This window comes from Companilactobacillus zhachilii (assembly GCF_003606365.2).
GTDB lineage: Bacteria > Bacillota > Bacilli > Lactobacillales > Lactobacillaceae > Companilactobacillus > Companilactobacillus zhachilii.
In genome coordinates this window covers 950,974-970,333 of the sequence record NZ_CP031933.2, presented here as the reverse complement: position 1 = coordinate 970,333, position 19,360 = coordinate 950,974, and the positions used below count along the sequence as shown (strand labels likewise).

Sequence of the window (19,360 nt, the reverse complement as noted above, 5' to 3'; positions counted from 1 at the left end):
AATACTGCACTTGTTTATCGAATTAGTTACATCATATAAAGAACAACAAATATATTAGTCTCTGGGTGCAAGAATTGCCTAATTTACATGAACTAAATCATCAGCAACTAATCTCTCAGCGATTTGAACGGTATTCCAAGCAGCACCTTTTAATAGATTGTCAGAAACGACCCACATATTAAAGGCTCCCTTGTTTTCCAAATCTGGACGAATCCGCCCGACAAAAGTATCGCGGCTACCAACAGCATTAATTGGCTGTGGATATACTTGATGTGCTGGGTCATCTTGTAACACTGCACCTGGTGCGTCTTTGATCAATTGTTGAATCTGTTCAGTTGTGGCTGACTTATCGGCAACTTCAATATAAATTGACTCACCATGACTAATTGGCACTGGCACTCTGACACAAGTAGCCGTGACCTTGATTTCAGGTGAATTCATATCACCTAACATAATCTTCTTAGTTTCATGAATCATTTTCCACTCTTCATGAGAATAAAGATTATCTTCCAAAACATCAATTTGTGGTAAGAGGTTGAAAGCTAAAGGATAATGCTCCTTATCGCCCTTCGTTGGAAAAATATCGGCTTTCATGTCTTTACCATCTAAGTAATCTTGTGCTTCAGAATACAACTCATCTAAGGCTGTTTGACCGGCACCACTAGCAGCTTGATAAGTAGAAACAATGATTTGTTTCAACCCAAAGGCTTTGCGGATTGGTTCCAAAGCAACCATCATTTGAATTGTTGAACAATTAGGATTGGCAATGATTCCATGATGGTTATATAGAGCAGCTTCATTCACTTCAGGAACGACCAAAGGTACGTCTTCTTCCATACGGAAAGCACTTGTATTATCAACACAAACAGCCCCACGTTTGACGGCTTCAGGCAAAAGTTTCTTTGAAACAGCTCCACCTGCTGATGCCAAAACTAGATCAACACCTTCAAATGATTCCGGTTTAGCTTCCTCAACCGTGACATCTTCACCTTTAAATTGTAACTTCTTACCAGCAGAACGGCTAGAAGCTAGTAATTTAACTTGTGATACTGGAATAGTTGATTGTTCCAATTGTTGAATTAAACGTGTTCCAACGGCACCTGTGGCACCTAAAATTGCTACTGTATATCCACTCATAAAAAATCCATCCCTTAACTATAAAAATTTATAAACTAGCTGTGAACTTTCTCAAACGTTTCATAGCTTCTTGAATATCTTCCATTGAAGCTGCATAAGAAATTCTGAAGTAACCTTCGCCACCTTTACCAAAAGCAACACCTGGTGTTACTCCGACTAGGCCTTCTTCAGCTAATTTGTTAGCAAAATCAATTGAGTTCAAATTGAACTTGGCAGGAATCTTAGAGAATGTGTAGAATGCACCTTCTGGTAAAGCTGTTTCGTAACCCATGTCATTTAGTTGATCAACTAAGAAATCACGACGTTCTTGATAAACATCACGCATGGCAATTGGATCATCGATTCCATTTGTTAAAGCTTCTTGGGCAGCAAATTGAGCTGGGTTAGAAGGAGCTGTAACAGTGAAGGCATGCATCTTATTTGCTTGTTCAACAAAGTCCTTAGGTGCAGCGATATAACCGATACGGTAACCAGTCATTGCGTGTGATTTAGATAAACCATTGATTAAAATTGTCTTCCCTGGCATTAACTTAGCAAGTGACAAGTGCTTGTGACCATATGTCAATTCGGCATAAATTTCATCTGAAATAACGAACATGTTCTTATCTTTTACAACATCAACAATTTCTTGTAAGTCTTCCTTGGAATATACGAAACCGGTTGGGTTGCCTGGGAAATTAAGCATCATGGCCTTAACTTGGTCTGGACCTTCAGCTTGAATAACTTCTTCCAAATGTTTACCCGTCATACGGAAACCGTCGTCAGTCGTGTCAATTTGTACTGGGATTCCACCAAGAATCTTAACGATTGGAATATACAGTGCAAAAGTTGGTGTCGGAATAATTACTTTGTCACCGGGATTAATAATGGCGGCAAGTGAATCAAAAATAGCTTCGGTTGCACCAATCGTAACGATAATTTCTGTTTCAGGATCATATTGCAAATCAAATTGCTTATTCAAGTAACCTGAAATGGCTTCTCTTAAACTTAAGAATCCTTTTTGATCTGAGTAATGTGATTCATTTTCTTTGATACTCTCAATGGCGGCATCTTTAACGTGTTCGGGAACGTTAAAGTTAGGTTCACCAAGAGTCAATTTAACTAACCCAGGAATCTTTGCAAACTTTTCAGCAAATTCTCTAATCATTGATCTACCCATAGGGGCAATTGTTTCATTTACTACATCTTTAACTGATGAATCTAATTCTGGCATTCTTCAACACTCCTTAAAAATTAATGTAATTTAATAATATAACAAATCCAATCAAAATATTAGATTTTTTGTAATCTTTTTAAATATTTTCTCAATTTGTGAAATGGTATAAATTTAAAAAATCGCAACTAAGACTGATATGAAACTAAATACGTCTAATCAAGCGACTAAACCTCACAAATTTCACACAAACTTTCATTTGAATAATTCCTAAATAATTTGTTCCAAGCCAATAACCAAGTGATCCTGTTGCATTACTTCGTGAATAGCTAGTTTTACACCTGTCATAAAACTTTGACGGTCGGTCGTACTTTGAGAAATAGTTAAGGTTTCACCTACGCCACCAAAGATAACCTCTTCATCGGCAACAAATCCTGGCAAACGTAAAGCATGAATTTTTGTCCCATGATAATCACCGCCACGCGTACCTAAAGGATCATCATCACTATGTTGAATTTGATTATGTCCTCTGGCTTGATAAATCAAGCGTGCTGTATTTAAAGCGGTTCCTGATGGTGCATCAAGTTTATCTTCATGATGCTTTTCAATAATTTCCGATTCGGCGAAATACTTAGCTGCCACTTGTGCGAATTTCATCATCAAAACTGCTGACAAACCAAAATTAGAGGCAATAATTCCACCAAGATTTTTTTCATCAGCCATTTTTTTCAATTCTGAAGTTTGTGATTCACTCATACCACTAGTTCCAATAACGGGACGAATTCCATGTTCAATCGCAAATTTAGTATTATCAAATACTGCACCAGGAATCGAAAAATCAATCCAAATATCCGCAGAAATATCAATTTCAGTTAATTTATTAAAAATTTTCACATTTTTATTCAAACCATATGATTGTGGATCAAGGTCTGTAACTACCGGATTAAATCCCGCTACTAATTCCATGTCATCAGAATCAGAGACCATTTTGACTGCTTTTTGTCCCATTGAACCACTAAAACCAGAAATTATAACTCTTATCATCAAAAAACTCCTTAAATATCTAAGATTTTAAACAATTTATCTTGTTCTGCCTTATCTAACGGCAAAATAGGCAAGCGACAACTACCAACTTGATAGCCAGTCCGGTTCAAGGCCGCTTTAACTGGTGATGGAGATGGATACATGAAAAGTGCATTCATCTTAGGTGTCAATTGACGTTGAATCTTACCAGCAATTTGATAATTACCTTCAGTAAGTGAGCGGTACATTTCAGTCATTTCGTTACCATAAATATGTGATGCCACTGAGATAACACCATTAGCACCAATTACTTTGGCAAAGAGTGCTTGGGCATCTTCACCGCTGAAAACAACAAAATCATCATCAGTATGTTCAACGATATATTCCAAATCTTCCAAAGTATTACACTGCTTAACACCTGCAATATTACGATTTTTCGACAGCTTGACGACCGTTTCCTTTTCCATTAAGACTCCGGTTCGACCAGGAATGTTATAAATCATTATTGGTAAATGAGAATTTTTAGCTACCGTTTCAAAGTGTGCAATCATCCCGCGTTGGTTAGGCTTGTTGTAATAAGGCACAACTACTAATGCCATATCAATACCATCAATTTGGGCCAACTTATGAATGAAATCAATTGTTCCGGCTGTACTATTGCTACCAGCTCCAGCAATGATTGGTACACGTCCTGCAACAATTTTGACAAATTTTTGATATAAAGTTAATTTCTCATCTTCCGATAACGTTGGCGTTTCACCAGTAGTTCCACCAATAACAAAGCCCTGACTTCCAGTCGATAATAAGTGCTCCGTCAGTTTAGTCAGCGCCGAATAATCAATCTGATCATTATCATCAAATGGCGTAATAATCGCTGTCATTAAATCAATCGCATCATCCATTTACTTTTCCTCCAAATTCATTCGATAGTTTAAAAAACCAACCATCGCATCAATTCCTTTTTGAATAGCTGCTTCATTCGGTAGGAAATCTGCTGAGTGAAGTGCCCCTTTACTTTCGACACCGAGCCAAAACATGGTCCCAGGAATTTTATTAATCAAGTAACCAAAATCTTCCCCAGTCATCTTTGGTTCCGTTTCTTCAAAATCAACTTTTTTATTTTCTTTCATATAATTGATAAATCGTTTCGTCAAAGATGGATTATTTTCAACAGGATAATAACCACCTTGATTGTATTCAATCTCAATTCGACAATTGAAGGATTTTTCCAACCCCTTCGCAATTTCAACAATTCTTTGGCGAATAAATTCAATCATATCTTGCGTTAAACCACGAATCGTTCCTTCAATACGCGCCTCACCGGCAATGACATTGCGAATCACTCCAGCGTCCATTTTTCCAAAAGTTATCACACCACATTTAATTGGATCAATACTTCGAGAAATTACCGTCTGAACTTGATTGATAAAATTAGCTGCAATGACAATCGCATCGTTAGCCAAATGAGGATAAGCGGCGTGACCACTTTTACCATGAATTATAACGTTAACTTCAGTCGTACCAGCAAAAAGTGTCCCTTCACGACAACCAATAACACCTGTCTTCAACAAAGGATTGTCATGCAAGCCATAAAATTCATCGACCTTAAATTTGCCGCTAAACGCTCCCAGATCATAAGCAACCTTTCCACCGCTGTCACTTTCTTCAGCTGGTTGAAAAAAGAATACTAAATTATCTTTTGGTTGATGTTCACTAAAATAATTGAGGATTCCTAAGGCTACCGTCGTATGCAAATCATGACCACAAGCATGCATTACTCCAGGATTCGTTGAAGCATAACTTAAACCATTCTTCTCCGTCACCGGTAAAGCATCCATGTCACAACGATATCCAATATTTCTTTGTGGATCAGTTCCTTTAACCAACACCAACAGAGCAGTTGGTAGTTCTGGTAGCTCTTTAATTTCCAAATTGGTTTGAGAAAATGATTGAATCACTTGTAAAACATACTCATGTGTTTTGACTTCTTGCATTGCTAACTCGGGAATCGAGTGTAAATGTCGTCTAATCTGGATCAATTGGTCACTTGATAATGTCATGTCTATAACTTCCTTAAAGTACTCTCAATTTGCGTTTTATCAGTCGTCTTTTGATCTTTCACTTTAAGAACCCTTGCAGGAACACCAGCAACAACAGCTCCTGGAGCAACATCTTTAGTAACGATAGCACCAGCGCCAACGACCGCATCGTCACCTACTTGAACACCTTCCAAAACAACGGCATTAGCACCGACGATTACGTTATTTCCAACTCTTACAGGTTGAGCGGAGGCTGGCTCTACCACACCGGCCAAAACGGCATTAGCACCAATATGGGAATTTTCACCAACAATAGCACGGCCACCTAAAACAGCTCCCATATCAATCATTGTTTTAGCGCCAATTTCAGCACCGATATTGATAACGGCACCCATCATTATAACGGCGTTATCACCGATTTCTACTTTGTCACGAATGATAGCACCAGGTTCAATCCGTGCATTGATGTGATTAATATCTAACATTGGTACCCCAGTATTTTGACCATCATTTTCGACATAATAATCAGTTAAGTTATTAGCTTTTAAAATCGGTTCAATAACTTTAAAATCACCAATAATAATTGCTAGATCATTACTCTTAAAAATATGAATTGCTGAAGGAAATTGAATTTGTGAAACATCCCCTTGCAGATAAACTTTTACCGGCGTAGTTTTCTTCGAGTTTCCTATATAATTGATAATTTCTTGTGCATCCATTTTTGTCATCAAAATTTCCTCCAATTAATAATCCAAGTCTAAACTAAGTAAATCTGAATAAGTTTCACGTTTAACAACTAATTTATCATGACCATTTTCCACAAAAACGACTGCTGGTCTTGGATTGCGATTGTAGTTCATTGCCATCGAGTATCCATAAGCACCAGTATCAAGAACGGCCAAGATGTCACCCGCTTTAGTAGCAGGTAAAGGTTGTTTATCAATCAAAATGTCACCTGACTCACAATACTTACCAGCAATATGAGCTGTCTCAACAATTGGCTGATCCATCTTATTAGCTACCACCGCTTCATACTTGGCTTGATACAAAGCTGGTCTGATGTTGTCACCCATACCACCATCAACGGCAACATAAGGCGTTAAATTTGGAATATCTTTTCGTGAACCGATTGTATAAAGTGTATAGCCAGCCGGACCTACAATTGAACGTCCCGGTTCGATCCAGATTTCTGGGACCTTATCACAGTCACTCTTTAATTCATCAGCAATTTGTTGAATAAATTTTTGCGCGGTAATTGGATCATCATCTTCGGTATAGCTAATACCAAAACCGCCTCCGAGGTTTAATACTTCGGGCCAGTAATTAAATTCTTGCTTAAAATCTTTGGCAATGGCAATCATCTTTTTAGCCAACATGACAAATCCTTGTGTACCAAAGATTTGTGAACCGATATGAGCGTGGATTCCTAAAAGATTCATATTTTCATCTTCTAAAACTAACTGCATGGCTTTTTTAGCTTGACCAGATTCAACATCAAAACCAAATTTGCTATCCGTCTGACCAGTCTGATCATATTTGTGAGTATGGGCGGAAATACCTGGCGTCAATCGCAACATAACGTTAATTTTTTCATGGTCTGTTTTTAAAATACGTGATAATAAGTCAATTTCATGAAAATTATCTAACATAATTACTCCGACATGATTTTGAACTGCCATAACTAACTCTTCGAAAGTTTTATTATTGCCATGAAAACTAATCTTGTCACTAGGAAAGCCGGCTGCCAAGGCTGTTTGTAATTCACCACCGGAAACAACGTCAATATGAACAGCTTCTTGTTTCATTACTTGGTAAATTGCCTTAACGGCGAAAGCCTTACTAGCATAACTAATTTGATAATGTAGTCCTGCATTCTCAAAAGCAGATTTAAATTTTCTTATTTGGTCACGGATACTAGAAACATCAAATACATACAAAGGTGTGCCATATTTTTTTGCTAAATCAACACTGTCGACTCCACCTATCATCAAATGTCCATTCTTGCTCTTTAAATCATCTGTAATCATAATATTCTCTCCTTTACCAAATAAAAAAAGACCTCTTTGCTTAATAACAAAGAGATCCATAAACAATCTGCATCAATTTTGTCATAAGCTCAACGTGACCGACCATTAGCCACGACAGTTCGTATCCTCTTATTAATACGCCCCAGCTTATTAAATGCTGCAACATTTAACGCTTCGGCAACCTTCCCTTTCAATGAGTTCAAAGCTCTTACAGAAGCTCTCCCATTTACTGATGTTGATTGCGACCTCTTTTATTGATACTAAGATTATAACAGCACTCATAATTCGTCAAGTAATATTAATAAATTTCTCATTTTTAAACAAAAATAATATATTTTTCTTGTTATAACAACAAAAAATGATACACTCATCATTAAAAACTATTTAATTTTAGAGGTGTATTGTATGAAGGTCGTTAAGTTTGGGGGCAGTTCCCTCGCCACTGGAGAACAGTTTGAGAAGGTCATTAATATCGTCAGTGATGACTTTGAAAGAAAGGTTATTGTAACCTCTGCTCCAGGAAAACGTTTCACAGGCGATACTAAAGTTACTGATTTATTAATTGAGTACGCAAATGCAGTTATTGAGAATGTTGATTCCACAAACATTGTCAAAGAGATTATCTCAAGATACCGTGAAATAAGCGACCATTTTAAACTCGATGGTTCCGTTATTAAACTTCTAAAAGATAAATTAGTTAATCTTACTAAAACAAACTTTGTTGATGAAAAATATTTAATGGCAGCGTTCAAAGCACACGGGGAACTTCTCAACGCCATCCTCTTAAATTCCGTCCTAAATGCACAAGGAATCAAGTCAGTTTTCATTGATCCAAAAGATGCCGGGATTATTGTTCATGGTCAACCTAACGATGCTGATATTTCACCAGAAACTTACCTTAATTTAGATAAATTACAATTACCCAACGATGCCAAAGTAGTTTTTCCTGGTTTCTTTGGTTACAGTCAAGATGGAAGTATTTATACTTTCTCACGTGGTGGATCAGACATTACTGGCGCCCTACTTAGTCGAGGTTTGCACGCTGATTTATACGAAAACTTTACCGATGTTGATGCCATTTATGCAGCTAACAACCATGTTGTTAAACATCCACAAGCCATCAAAAAAATGTCCTATCGAGAAATGCGTGAACTTTCATATGCCGGTTTTTCAGTTTTCCAAGATGAAGCAATCATTCCCGCTGTGAAAGGACAAGTACCTGTCAACGTTAAAAATACTAACAATCCTAGCGCTGAAGGAACTTTGATTGTGCCGGAACAATTCCTCTTTAATCCTTCTAATCAAATTACCGGAATTGCCTGTTCAAAACGCTTTTCGGCATTATATATCCACCGCTATTTGTTGAATAAAGAAGTTGGTTTTACTTTGAAACTACTCCAAATTTTTTATAAATATAATATTTCATACGAACATATGCCATCTGGTATTGATGACTTAACTGTTATTTTTGATCGTAGTAAACTTGATAAAACAACTATCAAACACCTTTGCCACGACGTTAAAGAAATCCTTCAACCTGATTATTTGGAATGGATCGATGACTACGCAATTATTATGGTGGTCGGTGAAGGAATTGCACATAACGTCAATACATTGGGTGAAATTATTGACTCATTAACTAAAAATAACATTGCCATCCATATGATTAACCAAGGCGCTTCACGCATTTCTATCATGATTGGAATACAAGAATCTGACGCTGATGAAGCAGTAAAACAAATTTATAAAACATTCTTCAACTAATGAGGTGACTAAAATGGTAAAACTACTCAAAGTACATGGTTCAGAAAATAAGTTTTTTATCTTAGATCAAACACTCCTAGAAACACCATTAACTGATAGCGAATTGAAATCAGTTGCCATTAATTTCTGCAGCAACATCCTTGAGGGTGCAGATGGACTATTAGTAATTGATACAAGTGAAAATTGTTTAGGAAAGATGCGGGTTATCAATGCTGATGGCAGTGAAGCAAAAATGTGCGGTAACGGCCTAAGAACCGTCAGCCGCTATTTATCCGAGAAATATCAGCTTGATGAATTTCAAGTGGAAACTATGGAAGCTAATCTGGATGTTGCCAAAGCGACTGATTTCTATCCCGGAGTACCTGCATTCAGTGTTGAAATTTCTCCTATTTCATTTAAGCAAACTGATCTACCATTTTCCTATCAACACGAAACAGAAATGATTGGTCAACGTGTCCCTGAGTTCCTACCCGACCAAACTTTTACTGCCATTGCGGTTCCTAATCCTCACCTAATTAGTTTTGTTCCCGAAGTAAGTCAGTTAGAATTAGGTGATCTAGGACAAAGACTCAATGGTCAAAACGAATATTTTCCTGAAGGTGTTAATGTTAGTTTTAGCCAAATACTCGATACGAATAAATTATTTGTTCAAACGTATGAACGCGGAGTTGGCTTCACTAATGCCTGTGGTACTGGAATGTCAGCCACGAGTTTAGCATTTGCACTACTACATTCCGATAAGTTTGATTCCGAACAAGATATTAGTATCTTCAATCCTGGCGGTATGGTTAAAACTCACGTTACATTGAGTGCCGTTAAAGAAAACAGCCAGTTACGATTAATCGGCAATGCAACTTTTACACATGAATTAGAAATCAATGAACATGATCTACACGACAACAATCTAACTAACATCAACATTACTAATACTGACGAAGAAGCCGATTATCAAAAATTTGTTAAAAGTATTGCTCAATAAGGTAAACCAAAGACATCAATTAAATGGTGTCTTTTTTGATAGACAAAAAAAAGACCTACGAGATAAACTCGTAAGTCTTTTAACTTAGTGCGCCTAGTAGGAGTCGAACCTACAACCTTCTGATTCGTAGTCAGACACTCTATCCAATTGCGCTATAGGCGCATACCAATAACTCAACAAAAGTAATTATAGCATACATATCGGAAATTTGTATACTTTTTTTTACACTTTTTTCAATAAATTTTGTTGAATATTTCCAAAGGTAATTTGTACATTTTATGACAATTATTTGTTACAATTTGTTCATCAAAATCATTGGGAGAAGATACTATGCAATCACAAATTTATCCATACCTCGCATTCAAAAACGCCAAAGAAGCACTTAAATATTATCAAGAAGTTTTTGGTGCGACTGAGATTTATCGTTTAAGCCCTCAACCCCAACAGGCTGAGCAATTTGATATTCCTGAAGGTACTGACTTAGACAATCTAACGATGCATGCTGGATTCACTATCCTTGGCATGAAGCTTGAATGTGCTGATGCTTTTAATGGTGATACAAACCCTTCTGAGCAAGTTTCACTCCTATTAGATATCAATAATGAAGATCCAGAGAGTGCTCAAGCAGCCGATGAATTTTATGAACATTTAGTTCAATCTAAACAAGTCACTATTAATATGCCTTTTGCTGAACAATTTTGGGGTGGTAAAATGGGTAGCTTTACTGACAAATATGGTATCAATTGGATGTTACACACCTCCCCTTGGTCACAATCTCAAGATCATCAGACAAAGTAAGAAAACTGCGCTGTAACACACTAAAACAAATAAGACTAGTAACCCGATTGGATTACTAGTCTTATTTGTTTAACATTCGAAAGCTGACGTAATTGTCATGCTCTTTTTCTATTGGTCTTACCCTTTTGAATTCAGTTAACGGAGAGTAGGGGGTTCGAACCCCTGATACAGGTCAATACCCGTATACATGATTTCCAATCATGCTCCTTCAACCACTCGGACAACTCTCCAAGATAAAAAAAAACTCCGGTTGTCAGACTCGAACTGACGACAACCTGATTAACAGTCAGGTGCTCTACCAACTGAGCTAAACCGGAATAATAACAGCGTGGCAACTCCCTATCCTCGCGGGTAGTTTCCCACCAACTACTTTCGGCGCGGAGAAGCTTAACTTCTGTGTTCGGCATGGGAACAGGTGTATCCTTCTCACTATCGCCACCACACTATTTTCGCTCGTACCTTCAAAACTAGATATTAAGTTAATGAATTAAATCTTGAATCACTTCAAACTGCTGTAAACTCTTACTCGATTAAGTCCTCGATCTATTAGTACTGCTCAGCTCCATGTATCGCTACACTTCCACCCGCAGCCTATCTACGTCATATTCTCTAACGGATCTTACTTCCTTAACGGAATGGGAAATCTCATCTCGAGGGGGCTTCACACTTAGATGCTTTCAGCGTTTATCCCGTCCATACGTAGCTACCCAGCGATGCGCCTGGCGGCACAACTGGTACACCAGAGGTATGTCCATCCCGGTCCTCTCGTACTAAGGACAGCTCCTCTCAAATTTCCTACGCCCGCGACGGATAGGGACCGAACTGTCTCACGACGTTCTGAACCCAGCTCGCGTACCGCTTTAATGGGCGAACAGCCCAACCCTTGGGACCGACTACAGCCCCAGGATGCGATGAGCCGACATCGAGGTGCCAAACCTCCCCGTCGATGTGAACTCTTGGGGGAGATAAGCCTGTTATCCCCAGGGTAGCTTTTATCCGTTGAGCGATGGCCCTTCCATATGGTACCACCGGATCACTAACTCCGACTTTCGTCCCTGCTCGACTTGTCAGTCTCGCAGTCAAGCTCGCTTGTACGTTTACACTCTGCGAATGATTTCCAACCATTCTGAGCGAACCTTTGAGCGCTCTCACTTCTAAGAACTCCACTGCTCCTCACGGTACAGCTTCAATCTCTTACAACGCTCTCCTACCACGTGTCTTACGACACATCCACAGTTTCGGTATCATGCTTAGCCCCGGTACATTTTCGGCGCAGAATCACTCGACTAGTGAGCTATTACGCACTCTTTGAATGAATGGCTGCTTCTAAGCCAACATCCTAGTTGTCTATGCGTTTCCACATCCTTTTCCACTTAGCATGAATTTGGGACCTTAACTGGTGATCTGGGCTGTTTCCCTTTCGACGGTGGATCTTATCACTCATCGTCTGACTCCCGGGTATAGATTGATGGTATTCGGAGTTTATCTGAATTCAGTAACCCAAGACGGGCCCCTAGTCCAAACAGTGCTCTACCTCCATAATCCTAATCCCCGAGGCTAACCCTAAAGCTATTTCGGAGAGAACCAGCTATCTCCAAGTTCGTTTGGAATTTCACCGCTACCACAACTCATCCCAGCATTTTTCAACATACACGGGTTCGGTCCTCCAATGCGTTTTACCGCATCTTCAACCTGGTCATGGGTAGGTCACTTGGTTTCGGGTCTACATCAACATACTAGATCGCCCTATTCAGACTTGCTTTCGCTACGGCTCCGACTTTTCATCTTAACCTTGCATGTTAACGTAACTCGCCGGTTCATTCTACAAAAGGCACGCCATCACCCATTAACGGGCTCTGACTACTTGTAGGCACACGGTTTCAGGATCTATTTCACTCCCCTTCCGGGGTACTTTTCACCTTTCCCTCACGGTACTGGTTCACTATCGATCACTAGGGAGTATTTAGCCTTGGGAGATGGTCCTCCCAGATTCCGACGGAGTTTCTCGTGTTCCGCCGTACTCAGGATACTGAATGGAGTGGGTCAGATTTCGTTTACGAGGCTTTCACTCTCTTTGGCCAAGCTTTCCAGCTTGTTCAACTATCGTCACCTTTTGTTCTCACAACATCAGTCCTACAACCCTAAAGAGCAAGCTCTTTAGTTTGGGCTATTCCCGTTTCGCTCGCCGCTACTCAGGGAATCGAATTTTCTTTCTCTTCCTGCAACTACTTAGATGTTTCAGTTCATTGCGTGTACCTCTTGATTGCTATGTATTCACAAACAAGTAAATATCCATTACGATATTTGGGTTCCCCCATTCGGAAATCCCCGGATCAAAGCTTACTTACAGCTCCCCGAGGCGTATCGTCGTTAGTTACGTCCTTCATCGGCTCCTAGTGTCTAGGCATCCACCGTGCGCCCTTTATAACTTAATCTTGACAAAATATGAAATTAATCATTTTTATCGCGCAGTTTTCGGTGTTTCTTTAATTCATTAATTCTTAATATCCAGTTTTCAAGGTACGAACATTGGCATTTCTGCCAATGGAGGCTAACGGGATCGAACCGATGACCTCCTGCTTGCAAAGCAGGTGCTCTCCCAGCTGAGCTAAGCCCCCAATTTAATACTATTAAAATGAGAATGGGCCTAAATGGACTTGAACCATCGACCTCACGCTTATCAGGCGTGCGCTCTAAACCAGCTGAGCTATAGGCCCGAAAAACGCCCGGTAGGCCTCTCAAAACTAAACAAAGTTTTAACAATTGTGTATTTCCGTTGATGCATAAGCATCATATCCTTAGAAAGGAGGTGATCCAGCCGCAGGTTCTCCTACGGCTACCTTGTTACGACTTCACCCTAATCATTTGTCCCACCTTAGACGGTTAGCTCCCCGAAGGGTTACCCCACCGGCTTTGGGTGTTACAAACTCTCATGGTGTGACGGGCGGTGTGTACAAGGCCCGGGAACGTATTCACCGCGGCATGCTGATCCGCGATTACTAGCGATTCCAGCTTCATGTAGGCGAGTTGCAGCCTACAATCCGAACTGAGATCGGTTTTAAGTGATTTGCTTGCCCTCGCGAGTTCGCAACACGTTGTACCGACCATTGTAGCACGTGTGTAGCCCAGGTCATAAGGGGCATGATGATTTGACGTCGTCCCCACCTTCCTCCGGTTTGTCACCGGCAGTCTCACCAGAGTGCCCAACTGAATGCTGGCAACTGATAATAAGGGTTGCGCTCGTTGCGGGACTTAACCCAACATCTCACGACACGAGCTGACGACAACCATGCACCACCTGTATCCATGTCCCCGAAGGGAAAGACTTATCTCTAAGCTTTTCATGGTATGTCAAGACCTGGTAAGGTTCTTCGCGTTGCTTCGAATTAAACCACATGCTCCACCGCTTGTGCGGGCCCCCGTCAATTCCTTTGAGTTTCAACCTTGCGGTCGTACTCCCCAGGCGGAGTGCTTAATGCGTTAGCTGCAGCACTGAAGGGCGGAAACCCTCCAACACTTAGCACTCATCGTTTACGGCATGGACTACCAGGGTATCTAATCCTGTTTGCTACCCATGCTTTCGAATCTCAGCGTCAGTTACAGACCAGAAAGCCGCCTTCGCCACTGGTGTTCTTCCATATATCTACGCATTCCACCGCTACACATGGAGTTCCACTTTCCTCTTCTGCACTCAAGTTTACCAGTTTTCGAAGCACTTCCTCGGTTGAGCCGAGGGCTTTCACTTCAAACTTAATAAACCGCCTACATTCTCTTTACGCCCAATAAATCCGGACAACGCTTGCCACCTACGTATTACCGCGGCTGCTGGCACGTAGTTAGCCGTGGCTTTCTGGTTGAATACCGTCAGTACGTGAACAGTTACTCTCACGCATGTTCTTCTTCAACAACAGAGTTTTACGATCCGAAAACCTTCTTCACTCACGCGGCATTGCTCCATCAGGCTTTCGCCCATTGTGGAAGATTCCCTACTGCTGCCTCCCGTAGGAGTTTGGGCCGTGTCTCAGTCCCAATGTGGCCGATTACCCTCTCAGGTCGGCTACGTATCATTGCCTTGGTGAGCTATTACCTCACCAACTAGCTAATACGCCGCGGGTCCATCCAAAAGCGATAGCAGAGCCATCTTTCAAGCTACGATCATGTGAAAGTAGTTGTTATGCGGTATTAGCACTTGTTTCCAAATGTTATCCCCCACTTTTGGGCAGGTTACCCACGTGTTACTCACCCGTCCGCCACTCACTCAAAACTGATTCATGAAGCAAGCTTCAATCATCAGCAGAGTTCGTTCGACTTGCATGTATTAGGCATGCCGCCAGCGTTCGTCCTGAGCCAGGATCAAACTCTCATATTAAAAGTTTGTGACTCATAAAAAATTATACTAGCGAATTGACTTCGTTGTAAATCCAACAAATAAATGTTGGCCTACACAATTTAGTGTTAAAACTTTGTTCAGTTTTCAAAGGTCTACCAGCTGATTAAGCGCTTACGCTCATCAGCGACTTAATTATTTTATCAAGCTGACAAATGATTGTCAAGAACTTTTTAAAATAATTTTTCTAACAAATTATCAATGAAATGATGATTTGTTAGAAGTTATCTCAACAGACAACTTAATTATCATATCGAAGTTACAAGACCAAGTCAAGAACTTTTTTAAAATAATTAAAGGCGTTTGGAGAAGCGATAAAGCTTCAAACCGTTGACGCCGTTGCTCTGTCGCAACAACAAGATATATATTACCAATTAGATTAGGTGTGCGCAACCCTTTTTTACAAAAAAGTTGAATTTTTTTGTAAAAGTCAATCAAAGTGCCTTATAAAACACCAGTTATCAGCTAAAACCATAGATTTGTGACCTATTTAGGCCTTAACCCTTAAAATAATAACCCCAGCAATCCAAGATCAAATTACTGGAGCCATTATTTCCACGTTTATGCTGTACTTTTAAAGACAATAGTAGTTTTAATCAGTGACCTCATAAAGATTGCCTTTTAACAACACCGCCTTAATCCCAGAGATAAGAAATACTGGAATTGCCGGAACAAATATGAGCATCAAGTATACACCAGCACTTAGTCTTGCCGTCCCCATAACTTCATTAAAGAAAGGCGACATCGTTACAAATAATGAACTTAGTGCTGAGAAAGCTACTGCCATGATCAACTTAGAATTACTGAATGGATTTCGATGATACAAGGTCTTTGAACTTCTAGCATCAAACACATTCCATAACTGACCGAAAACTAGTGTCAAGAATGCTACCGTTTGTGCTTCTTCAACTTGCATTCCTTTTCTAGCTGCCAAAACGAATGCTCCGAAAACAACTAGTCCCATCGTAACTCCACGGACAACTATCCGCATCATCATTTTGCTATCCAAAATCGTTTTATGTGTATCACGAGGAGGCTTATTCATAATATCCGACTCTGGCACATCATATCCCAAAGCAAACGAAGGCAACGCATCACTGATCATATTTACCCACAGCACCATTAAAGCTGTCAATATTGGGGTACTACTACTTACATGACCGATATCTCTTGTAATGAACAACAAACCAAACATCAAAGACAAAACTTCAGCCACATTGGTTGTCAACTCATGACGCATAAAGTTTTTTATATTAGTAAAAATAGTTCGACCAGCGGCAACTGAGTGCTCAATCGTCGTAAACTTATCATCTAATAAAATTAAATCAGCTGACTCCTTCGTGACATCAGTTCCATTTATTCCCATCGCAATTCCAATATCAGCAGAACGAAGCGCAGGTGCATCATTCACTCCATCACCAGTCATAGCAACAACTTCACCATGTCGCTGTAATTGCTTGATAATTCGTTGTTTATGTTCAGGTGACACCCGTGCATATACCCTAATATCCTCTACAGTATTGAACAATTCATCATCAGACATTTTATCAATCTGCTTGCCTTCAATAACTTGTGACTCATCATCGGAAATAATTCCCAACTTAGCAGCAATTGCTTGTGCCGTTTTAGCATGGTCACCAGTGATCATAACAACATTAATCGAGGCGTCATGTAGTGTTTCAACAGATTGCTTTACTTCTTCACGAGGTGGATCAATTATACCGGCTAGTCCTAAAATTGAAATATTATTCTCTAATTCTTCCATTGTAGAGTTAAGTGCTTCATCTTCAGAGATAATGCGTTCACCTACTGCCAAAGTTCTAAGCGCCTCACTGGCAAATTTATTAACTTTCATTTCAAAAGCATGCTGGTCAGTTTTTGCATCTGCCCTACTTAGCAATACGTCTGGAGCACCTTTGGTCAACACTTTAAACTCATTTCCTGCCTTAACAACAACACTCATCATTTTTCTAGTGCTGTCAAATGGAAAAATCCGTAAAATATCATAGTCAATTTCTGCCTTTTGATTTAATAACTCGTGACGATCGATATTACATTTTAATCCCAGAACAACTAAAGCCACATCGGTTGGATTACCAAAGGGTACGTAATTTCCAGTTTCATTTATTGATACATTAGCTTCATTATTCAAAATACTTGCAACAATAAACTGCCTCGCAGACGTCATATCCTTCGGAGTTATTTCTCCCAACGGTTCATATCCGCGCCCTTCAACTTCAAATTCAATTCCGTTAGTAAAAAATCGAGTTACTGTCATCTCATTTTTCGTTAAAGTGCCGGTCTTATCTGAAGCAATAAATGTTGTTGAGCCCAATGTTTCAACACTATTAAGCGACTTGATGAGTCCCTTACTTTTCGATAAAACTTTTGCACCAATCGTTAAAACAATTGATAACACCGCCGGCAGTGCATCGGGAATTGCAGCCACTGCTAAAGCAATTGCCGTTGAAAGAATTGCCGTAAAACTAGTAAAGGAAAATGTTCCCGTGGTCAACCAAGTTTTGAATCCCCCGGCAACCAGCGTAAATAACACTACCCCAGCCGCAACGTACATTAACTTCTGCGTCAATTCATTAATAGTCTTTTCAATTGGCGTTTTGGAATCAGGCACATTCTTCAGTAGTCCTGCAATTTTTCCAAGTTCAGTGTCCATTCCAGTTGCAACAATCACTGCGTAACCATTACCATTCGTAACTGTTGAGCCTGAATATCCCATATTCTTACGATCGCCCAAGTCCGTTTCGTCGGCCAATTCAGCAGTTACTTTACTGATAGGTTCTGATTCACCAGTCAAATGTGCTTCTAAGACTTGTAATTCCGAAACTTTGAACCAGCGCACATCTGCCTCGATGAAATCGCCCATCTTTACACCAATAATATCTCCTGGCACCAACAAAGTAGCTGACATTTTCTCCCAGCTACTATCACGCAAAACTGAAACCTGATGATTATTCATCTCTTTAAGACTATCTAAAGACTTCCTAGCATTGACCGTTTGCCAAATCGAAAGTCCACTATTAATTAGAATCAAGATCATAATAGCTATCGATTCATAAAAAGAAGACCTCGCATGCTGAAGATCTCCACCATTGGTCAATTCATAAATTCCACTTATCAAAGATAACAAAACCGCTAGTAATAAAATTATTACTAGTGGCTCTTTAAAACTACGAATAAATATTTTCCAAATGGGCGTGGGTGGATCCTGTTGCATCTCATTTCGTCCATACTTTTCAAGTCGAGCCTGTGCTTCCTTGGCAGTCAACCCTTCATGACGACTAGTTTTCAGTTCAGTGAATATCCTATCTATATTTTGATTGTAAAACATCTCCACGCCTCCTTTAATTTGGCATATTTACTCAATTAACACTTAAGTCTTCTTTTATTTTAACAATTATTTTTATATCTCTCAAGAAAAATGGCATAATCTAATAATATATTGTCTATATATTGATTAAAAGTGTAAAAGTCTTCCTATTATATATTATTTGTACTTCTGATTTAAAAAATTGAAAGTTATATCTGCTATGCCGCCTCCAGGAGCAAAGAAATTAGGTCGCTATGGGGAACGCCTGGAGCCAAGGTCTCCAGACTCGACTTTGAACCTCGCAAAAACCGCGAGTTTCAAAGCTCGTCCCGTGGTGTAATGGCTAAAGCCATAACGCCACCTTCACAGCGACCTAATTTCTTTGCTCCTTCCGGCTAGTTTATTCATTATTTTTTATACAGAATGTGGAATATATAATAATTGCTATCTTATATTCTGAAAAACTACAGCATAACGAATTAAACTGTTTTACCCCATTAATCTCGATTTCGGAATAAAATATGGATTTTGGGTTATCCCCAAAAAGCTCCAGTAATCCTACTTTGGGGACCCTATAAATTTCGGTTATAGAACCGAATACAAAAAGGCTAGATGTATTTCCTGGTATAAATCCAGAAAAAACATCTAGCCTCCTAACTTATATTCAATTTCAAATAATGCGTAACTCTTTTATCAAATTAATTGGTTATATCGTATAAAAAGCA

Annotated in this window: 11 protein-coding genes, 5 tRNA genes, 2 rRNA genes, 1 riboswitch and 1 other annotated feature; of the genes, 3 read left to right on the top strand and 15 right to left on the bottom strand. The window is 39.5% G+C overall.

The window, feature by feature from the left end:
- Positions 1 to 78: 78 nt before the first annotated feature.
- From D1B17_RS04285 to lysA, 7 genes are all read right to left on the bottom strand, one after another.
- Entirely contained in the window at positions 79 to 1,137 is a 1,059-nt protein-coding gene (locus tag D1B17_RS04285; RefSeq protein WP_120142879.1) for an aspartate-semialdehyde dehydrogenase, read from the bottom strand.
- Positions 1,138 to 1,165: 28 nt separating this feature from the next.
- Positions 1,166 to 2,350, bottom strand: a complete 1,185-nt coding sequence (locus D1B17_RS04280; protein WP_120142880.1) for an aminotransferase class I/II-fold pyridoxal phosphate-dependent enzyme — start codon at positions 2,348 to 2,350, stop codon at positions 1,166 to 1,168.
- A gap of 210 nt (positions 2,351 to 2,560) precedes the next feature.
- Entirely contained in the window at positions 2,561 to 3,334 is a 774-nt protein-coding gene (gene dapB, locus D1B17_RS04275) for a 4-hydroxy-tetrahydrodipicolinate reductase (protein ID WP_120142881.1), read from the bottom strand.
- Positions 3,335 to 3,345: 11 nt separating this feature from the next.
- Complete coding sequence (dapA, locus tag D1B17_RS04270) at positions 3,346 to 4,215, bottom strand: 4-hydroxy-tetrahydrodipicolinate synthase (protein ID WP_120142882.1); 870 nt, start codon at positions 4,213 to 4,215, stop codon at positions 3,346 to 3,348.
- The gene (locus D1B17_RS04265) at positions 4,216 to 5,373 is read right to left on the bottom strand and encodes an N-acetyldiaminopimelate deacetylase (protein ID WP_120142883.1); all 1,158 of its coding nucleotides are present in this window, start codon (positions 5,371 to 5,373) and stop codon (positions 4,216 to 4,218) included.
- 2 nt (positions 5,374 to 5,375) lie between these two features.
- The gene (dapD, locus tag D1B17_RS04260; RefSeq protein WP_120142884.1) at positions 5,376 to 6,080 is read right to left on the bottom strand and encodes a 2,3,4,5-tetrahydropyridine-2,6-dicarboxylate N-acetyltransferase; all 705 of its coding nucleotides are present in this window, start codon (positions 6,078 to 6,080) and stop codon (positions 5,376 to 5,378) included.
- Positions 6,081 to 6,095: 15 nt separating this feature from the next.
- Positions 6,096 to 7,379: a diaminopimelate decarboxylase gene (gene lysA / locus D1B17_RS04255; RefSeq protein WP_120142885.1), complete on the bottom strand. Its 1,284-nt coding sequence runs from the start codon at positions 7,377 to 7,379 to the stop codon at positions 6,096 to 6,098.
- Between the two features lie 77 nt (positions 7,380 to 7,456).
- A riboswitch (Lysine riboswitch) is annotated at positions 7,457 to 7,638 on the bottom strand.
- A gap of 146 nt (positions 7,639 to 7,784) precedes the next feature.
- Between lysA and D1B17_RS04250 the strand changes: the two genes are divergently transcribed.
- Both D1B17_RS04250 and dapF read left to right on the top strand, forming a co-directional pair.
- Entirely contained in the window at positions 7,785 to 9,143 is a 1,359-nt protein-coding gene (locus D1B17_RS04250) for an aspartate kinase (RefSeq protein ID WP_120142886.1), read from the top strand.
- Positions 9,144 to 9,156: 13 nt separating this feature from the next.
- Entirely contained in the window at positions 9,157 to 10,122 is a 966-nt protein-coding gene (dapF, locus tag D1B17_RS04245; RefSeq protein ID WP_120142887.1) for a diaminopimelate epimerase, read from the top strand.
- A gap of 88 nt (positions 10,123 to 10,210) precedes the next feature.
- Here dapF and D1B17_RS04240 read toward each other — a convergent pair.
- Positions 10,211 to 10,284 (bottom strand) — tRNA-Arg (locus D1B17_RS04240).
- A 168-nt stretch (positions 10,285 to 10,452) separates the two neighbouring features.
- Here D1B17_RS04240 and D1B17_RS04235 point away from each other — a divergent pair.
- Positions 10,453 to 10,920: a VOC family protein gene (locus D1B17_RS04235; protein WP_120142888.1), complete on the top strand. Its 468-nt coding sequence runs from the start codon at positions 10,453 to 10,455 to the stop codon at positions 10,918 to 10,920.
- A gap of 139 nt (positions 10,921 to 11,059) precedes the next feature.
- Here the strand turns inward: D1B17_RS04235 and D1B17_RS04230 are convergent.
- The 7 genes from D1B17_RS04230 to D1B17_RS04200 all read right to left on the bottom strand — a co-directional run bounded on the left by D1B17_RS04230 (position 11,060) and on the right by D1B17_RS04200 (position 18,656).
- Positions 11,060 to 11,150, bottom strand: a tRNA-Ser gene (locus tag D1B17_RS04230).
- A gap of 14 nt (positions 11,151 to 11,164) precedes the next feature.
- Positions 11,165 to 11,237: transfer RNA gene (locus tag D1B17_RS04225), tRNA-Asn, on the bottom strand.
- Positions 11,238 to 11,246: 9 nt separating this feature from the next.
- Positions 11,247 to 11,363, bottom strand: a 5S ribosomal RNA gene (rrf, locus tag D1B17_RS04220).
- Between the two features lie 83 nt (positions 11,364 to 11,446).
- Positions 11,447 to 13,355 (bottom strand) — a sequence feature (23S ribosomal RNA rRNA prediction is too short).
- A gap of 110 nt (positions 13,356 to 13,465) precedes the next feature.
- Positions 13,466 to 13,538 (bottom strand) — tRNA-Ala (locus D1B17_RS04215).
- 24 nt (positions 13,539 to 13,562) lie between these two features.
- Positions 13,563 to 13,637: transfer RNA gene (locus D1B17_RS04210), tRNA-Ile, on the bottom strand.
- 85 nt (positions 13,638 to 13,722) lie between these two features.
- Positions 13,723 to 15,289 (bottom strand): 16S ribosomal RNA (locus D1B17_RS04205).
- Between the two features lie 610 nt (positions 15,290 to 15,899).
- Positions 15,900 to 18,656 carry a cation-translocating P-type ATPase gene (locus tag D1B17_RS04200; protein WP_120142889.1) on the bottom strand — a complete coding sequence of 919 codons (2,757 nt, stop codon included), beginning with the start codon at positions 18,654 to 18,656 and terminating at the stop codon, positions 15,900 to 15,902.
- Positions 18,657 to 19,360 lie beyond the last annotated feature (704 nt).

Coding starts and splice junctions, on each gene's coding strand:
- D1B17_RS04285 (WP_120142879.1), bottom strand. CDS start 1,137: ATGAGTGGATATACAGTAGCAATTTTAGGTGCCACAGGTGCCGTTGGA.
- D1B17_RS04280 (WP_120142880.1), bottom strand. CDS start 2,350: ATGCCAGAATTAGATTCATCAGTTAAAGATGTAGTAAATGAAACAATT.
- dapB (WP_120142881.1), bottom strand. CDS start 3,334: ATGATAAGAGTTATAATTTCTGGTTTTAGTGGTTCAATGGGACAAAAA.
- dapA (WP_120142882.1), bottom strand. CDS start 4,215: ATGGATGATGCGATTGATTTAATGACAGCGATTATTACGCCATTTGAT.
- D1B17_RS04265 (WP_120142883.1), bottom strand. CDS start 5,373: ATGACATTATCAAGTGACCAATTGATCCAGATTAGACGACATTTACAC.
- dapD (WP_120142884.1), bottom strand. CDS start 6,080: ATGACAAAAATGGATGCACAAGAAATTATCAATTATATAGGAAACTCG.
- lysA (WP_120142885.1), bottom strand. CDS start 7,379: ATGATTACAGATGATTTAAAGAGCAAGAATGGACATTTGATGATAGGT.
- D1B17_RS04250 (WP_120142886.1), top strand. CDS start 7,785: ATGAAGGTCGTTAAGTTTGGGGGCAGTTCCCTCGCCACTGGAGAACAG.
- dapF (WP_120142887.1), top strand. CDS start 9,157: ATGGTAAAACTACTCAAAGTACATGGTTCAGAAAATAAGTTTTTTATC.
- D1B17_RS04235 (WP_120142888.1), top strand. CDS start 10,453: ATGCAATCACAAATTTATCCATACCTCGCATTCAAAAACGCCAAAGAA.
- D1B17_RS04200 (WP_120142889.1), bottom strand. CDS start 18,656: ATGTTTTACAATCAAAATATAGATAGGATATTCACTGAACTGAAAACT.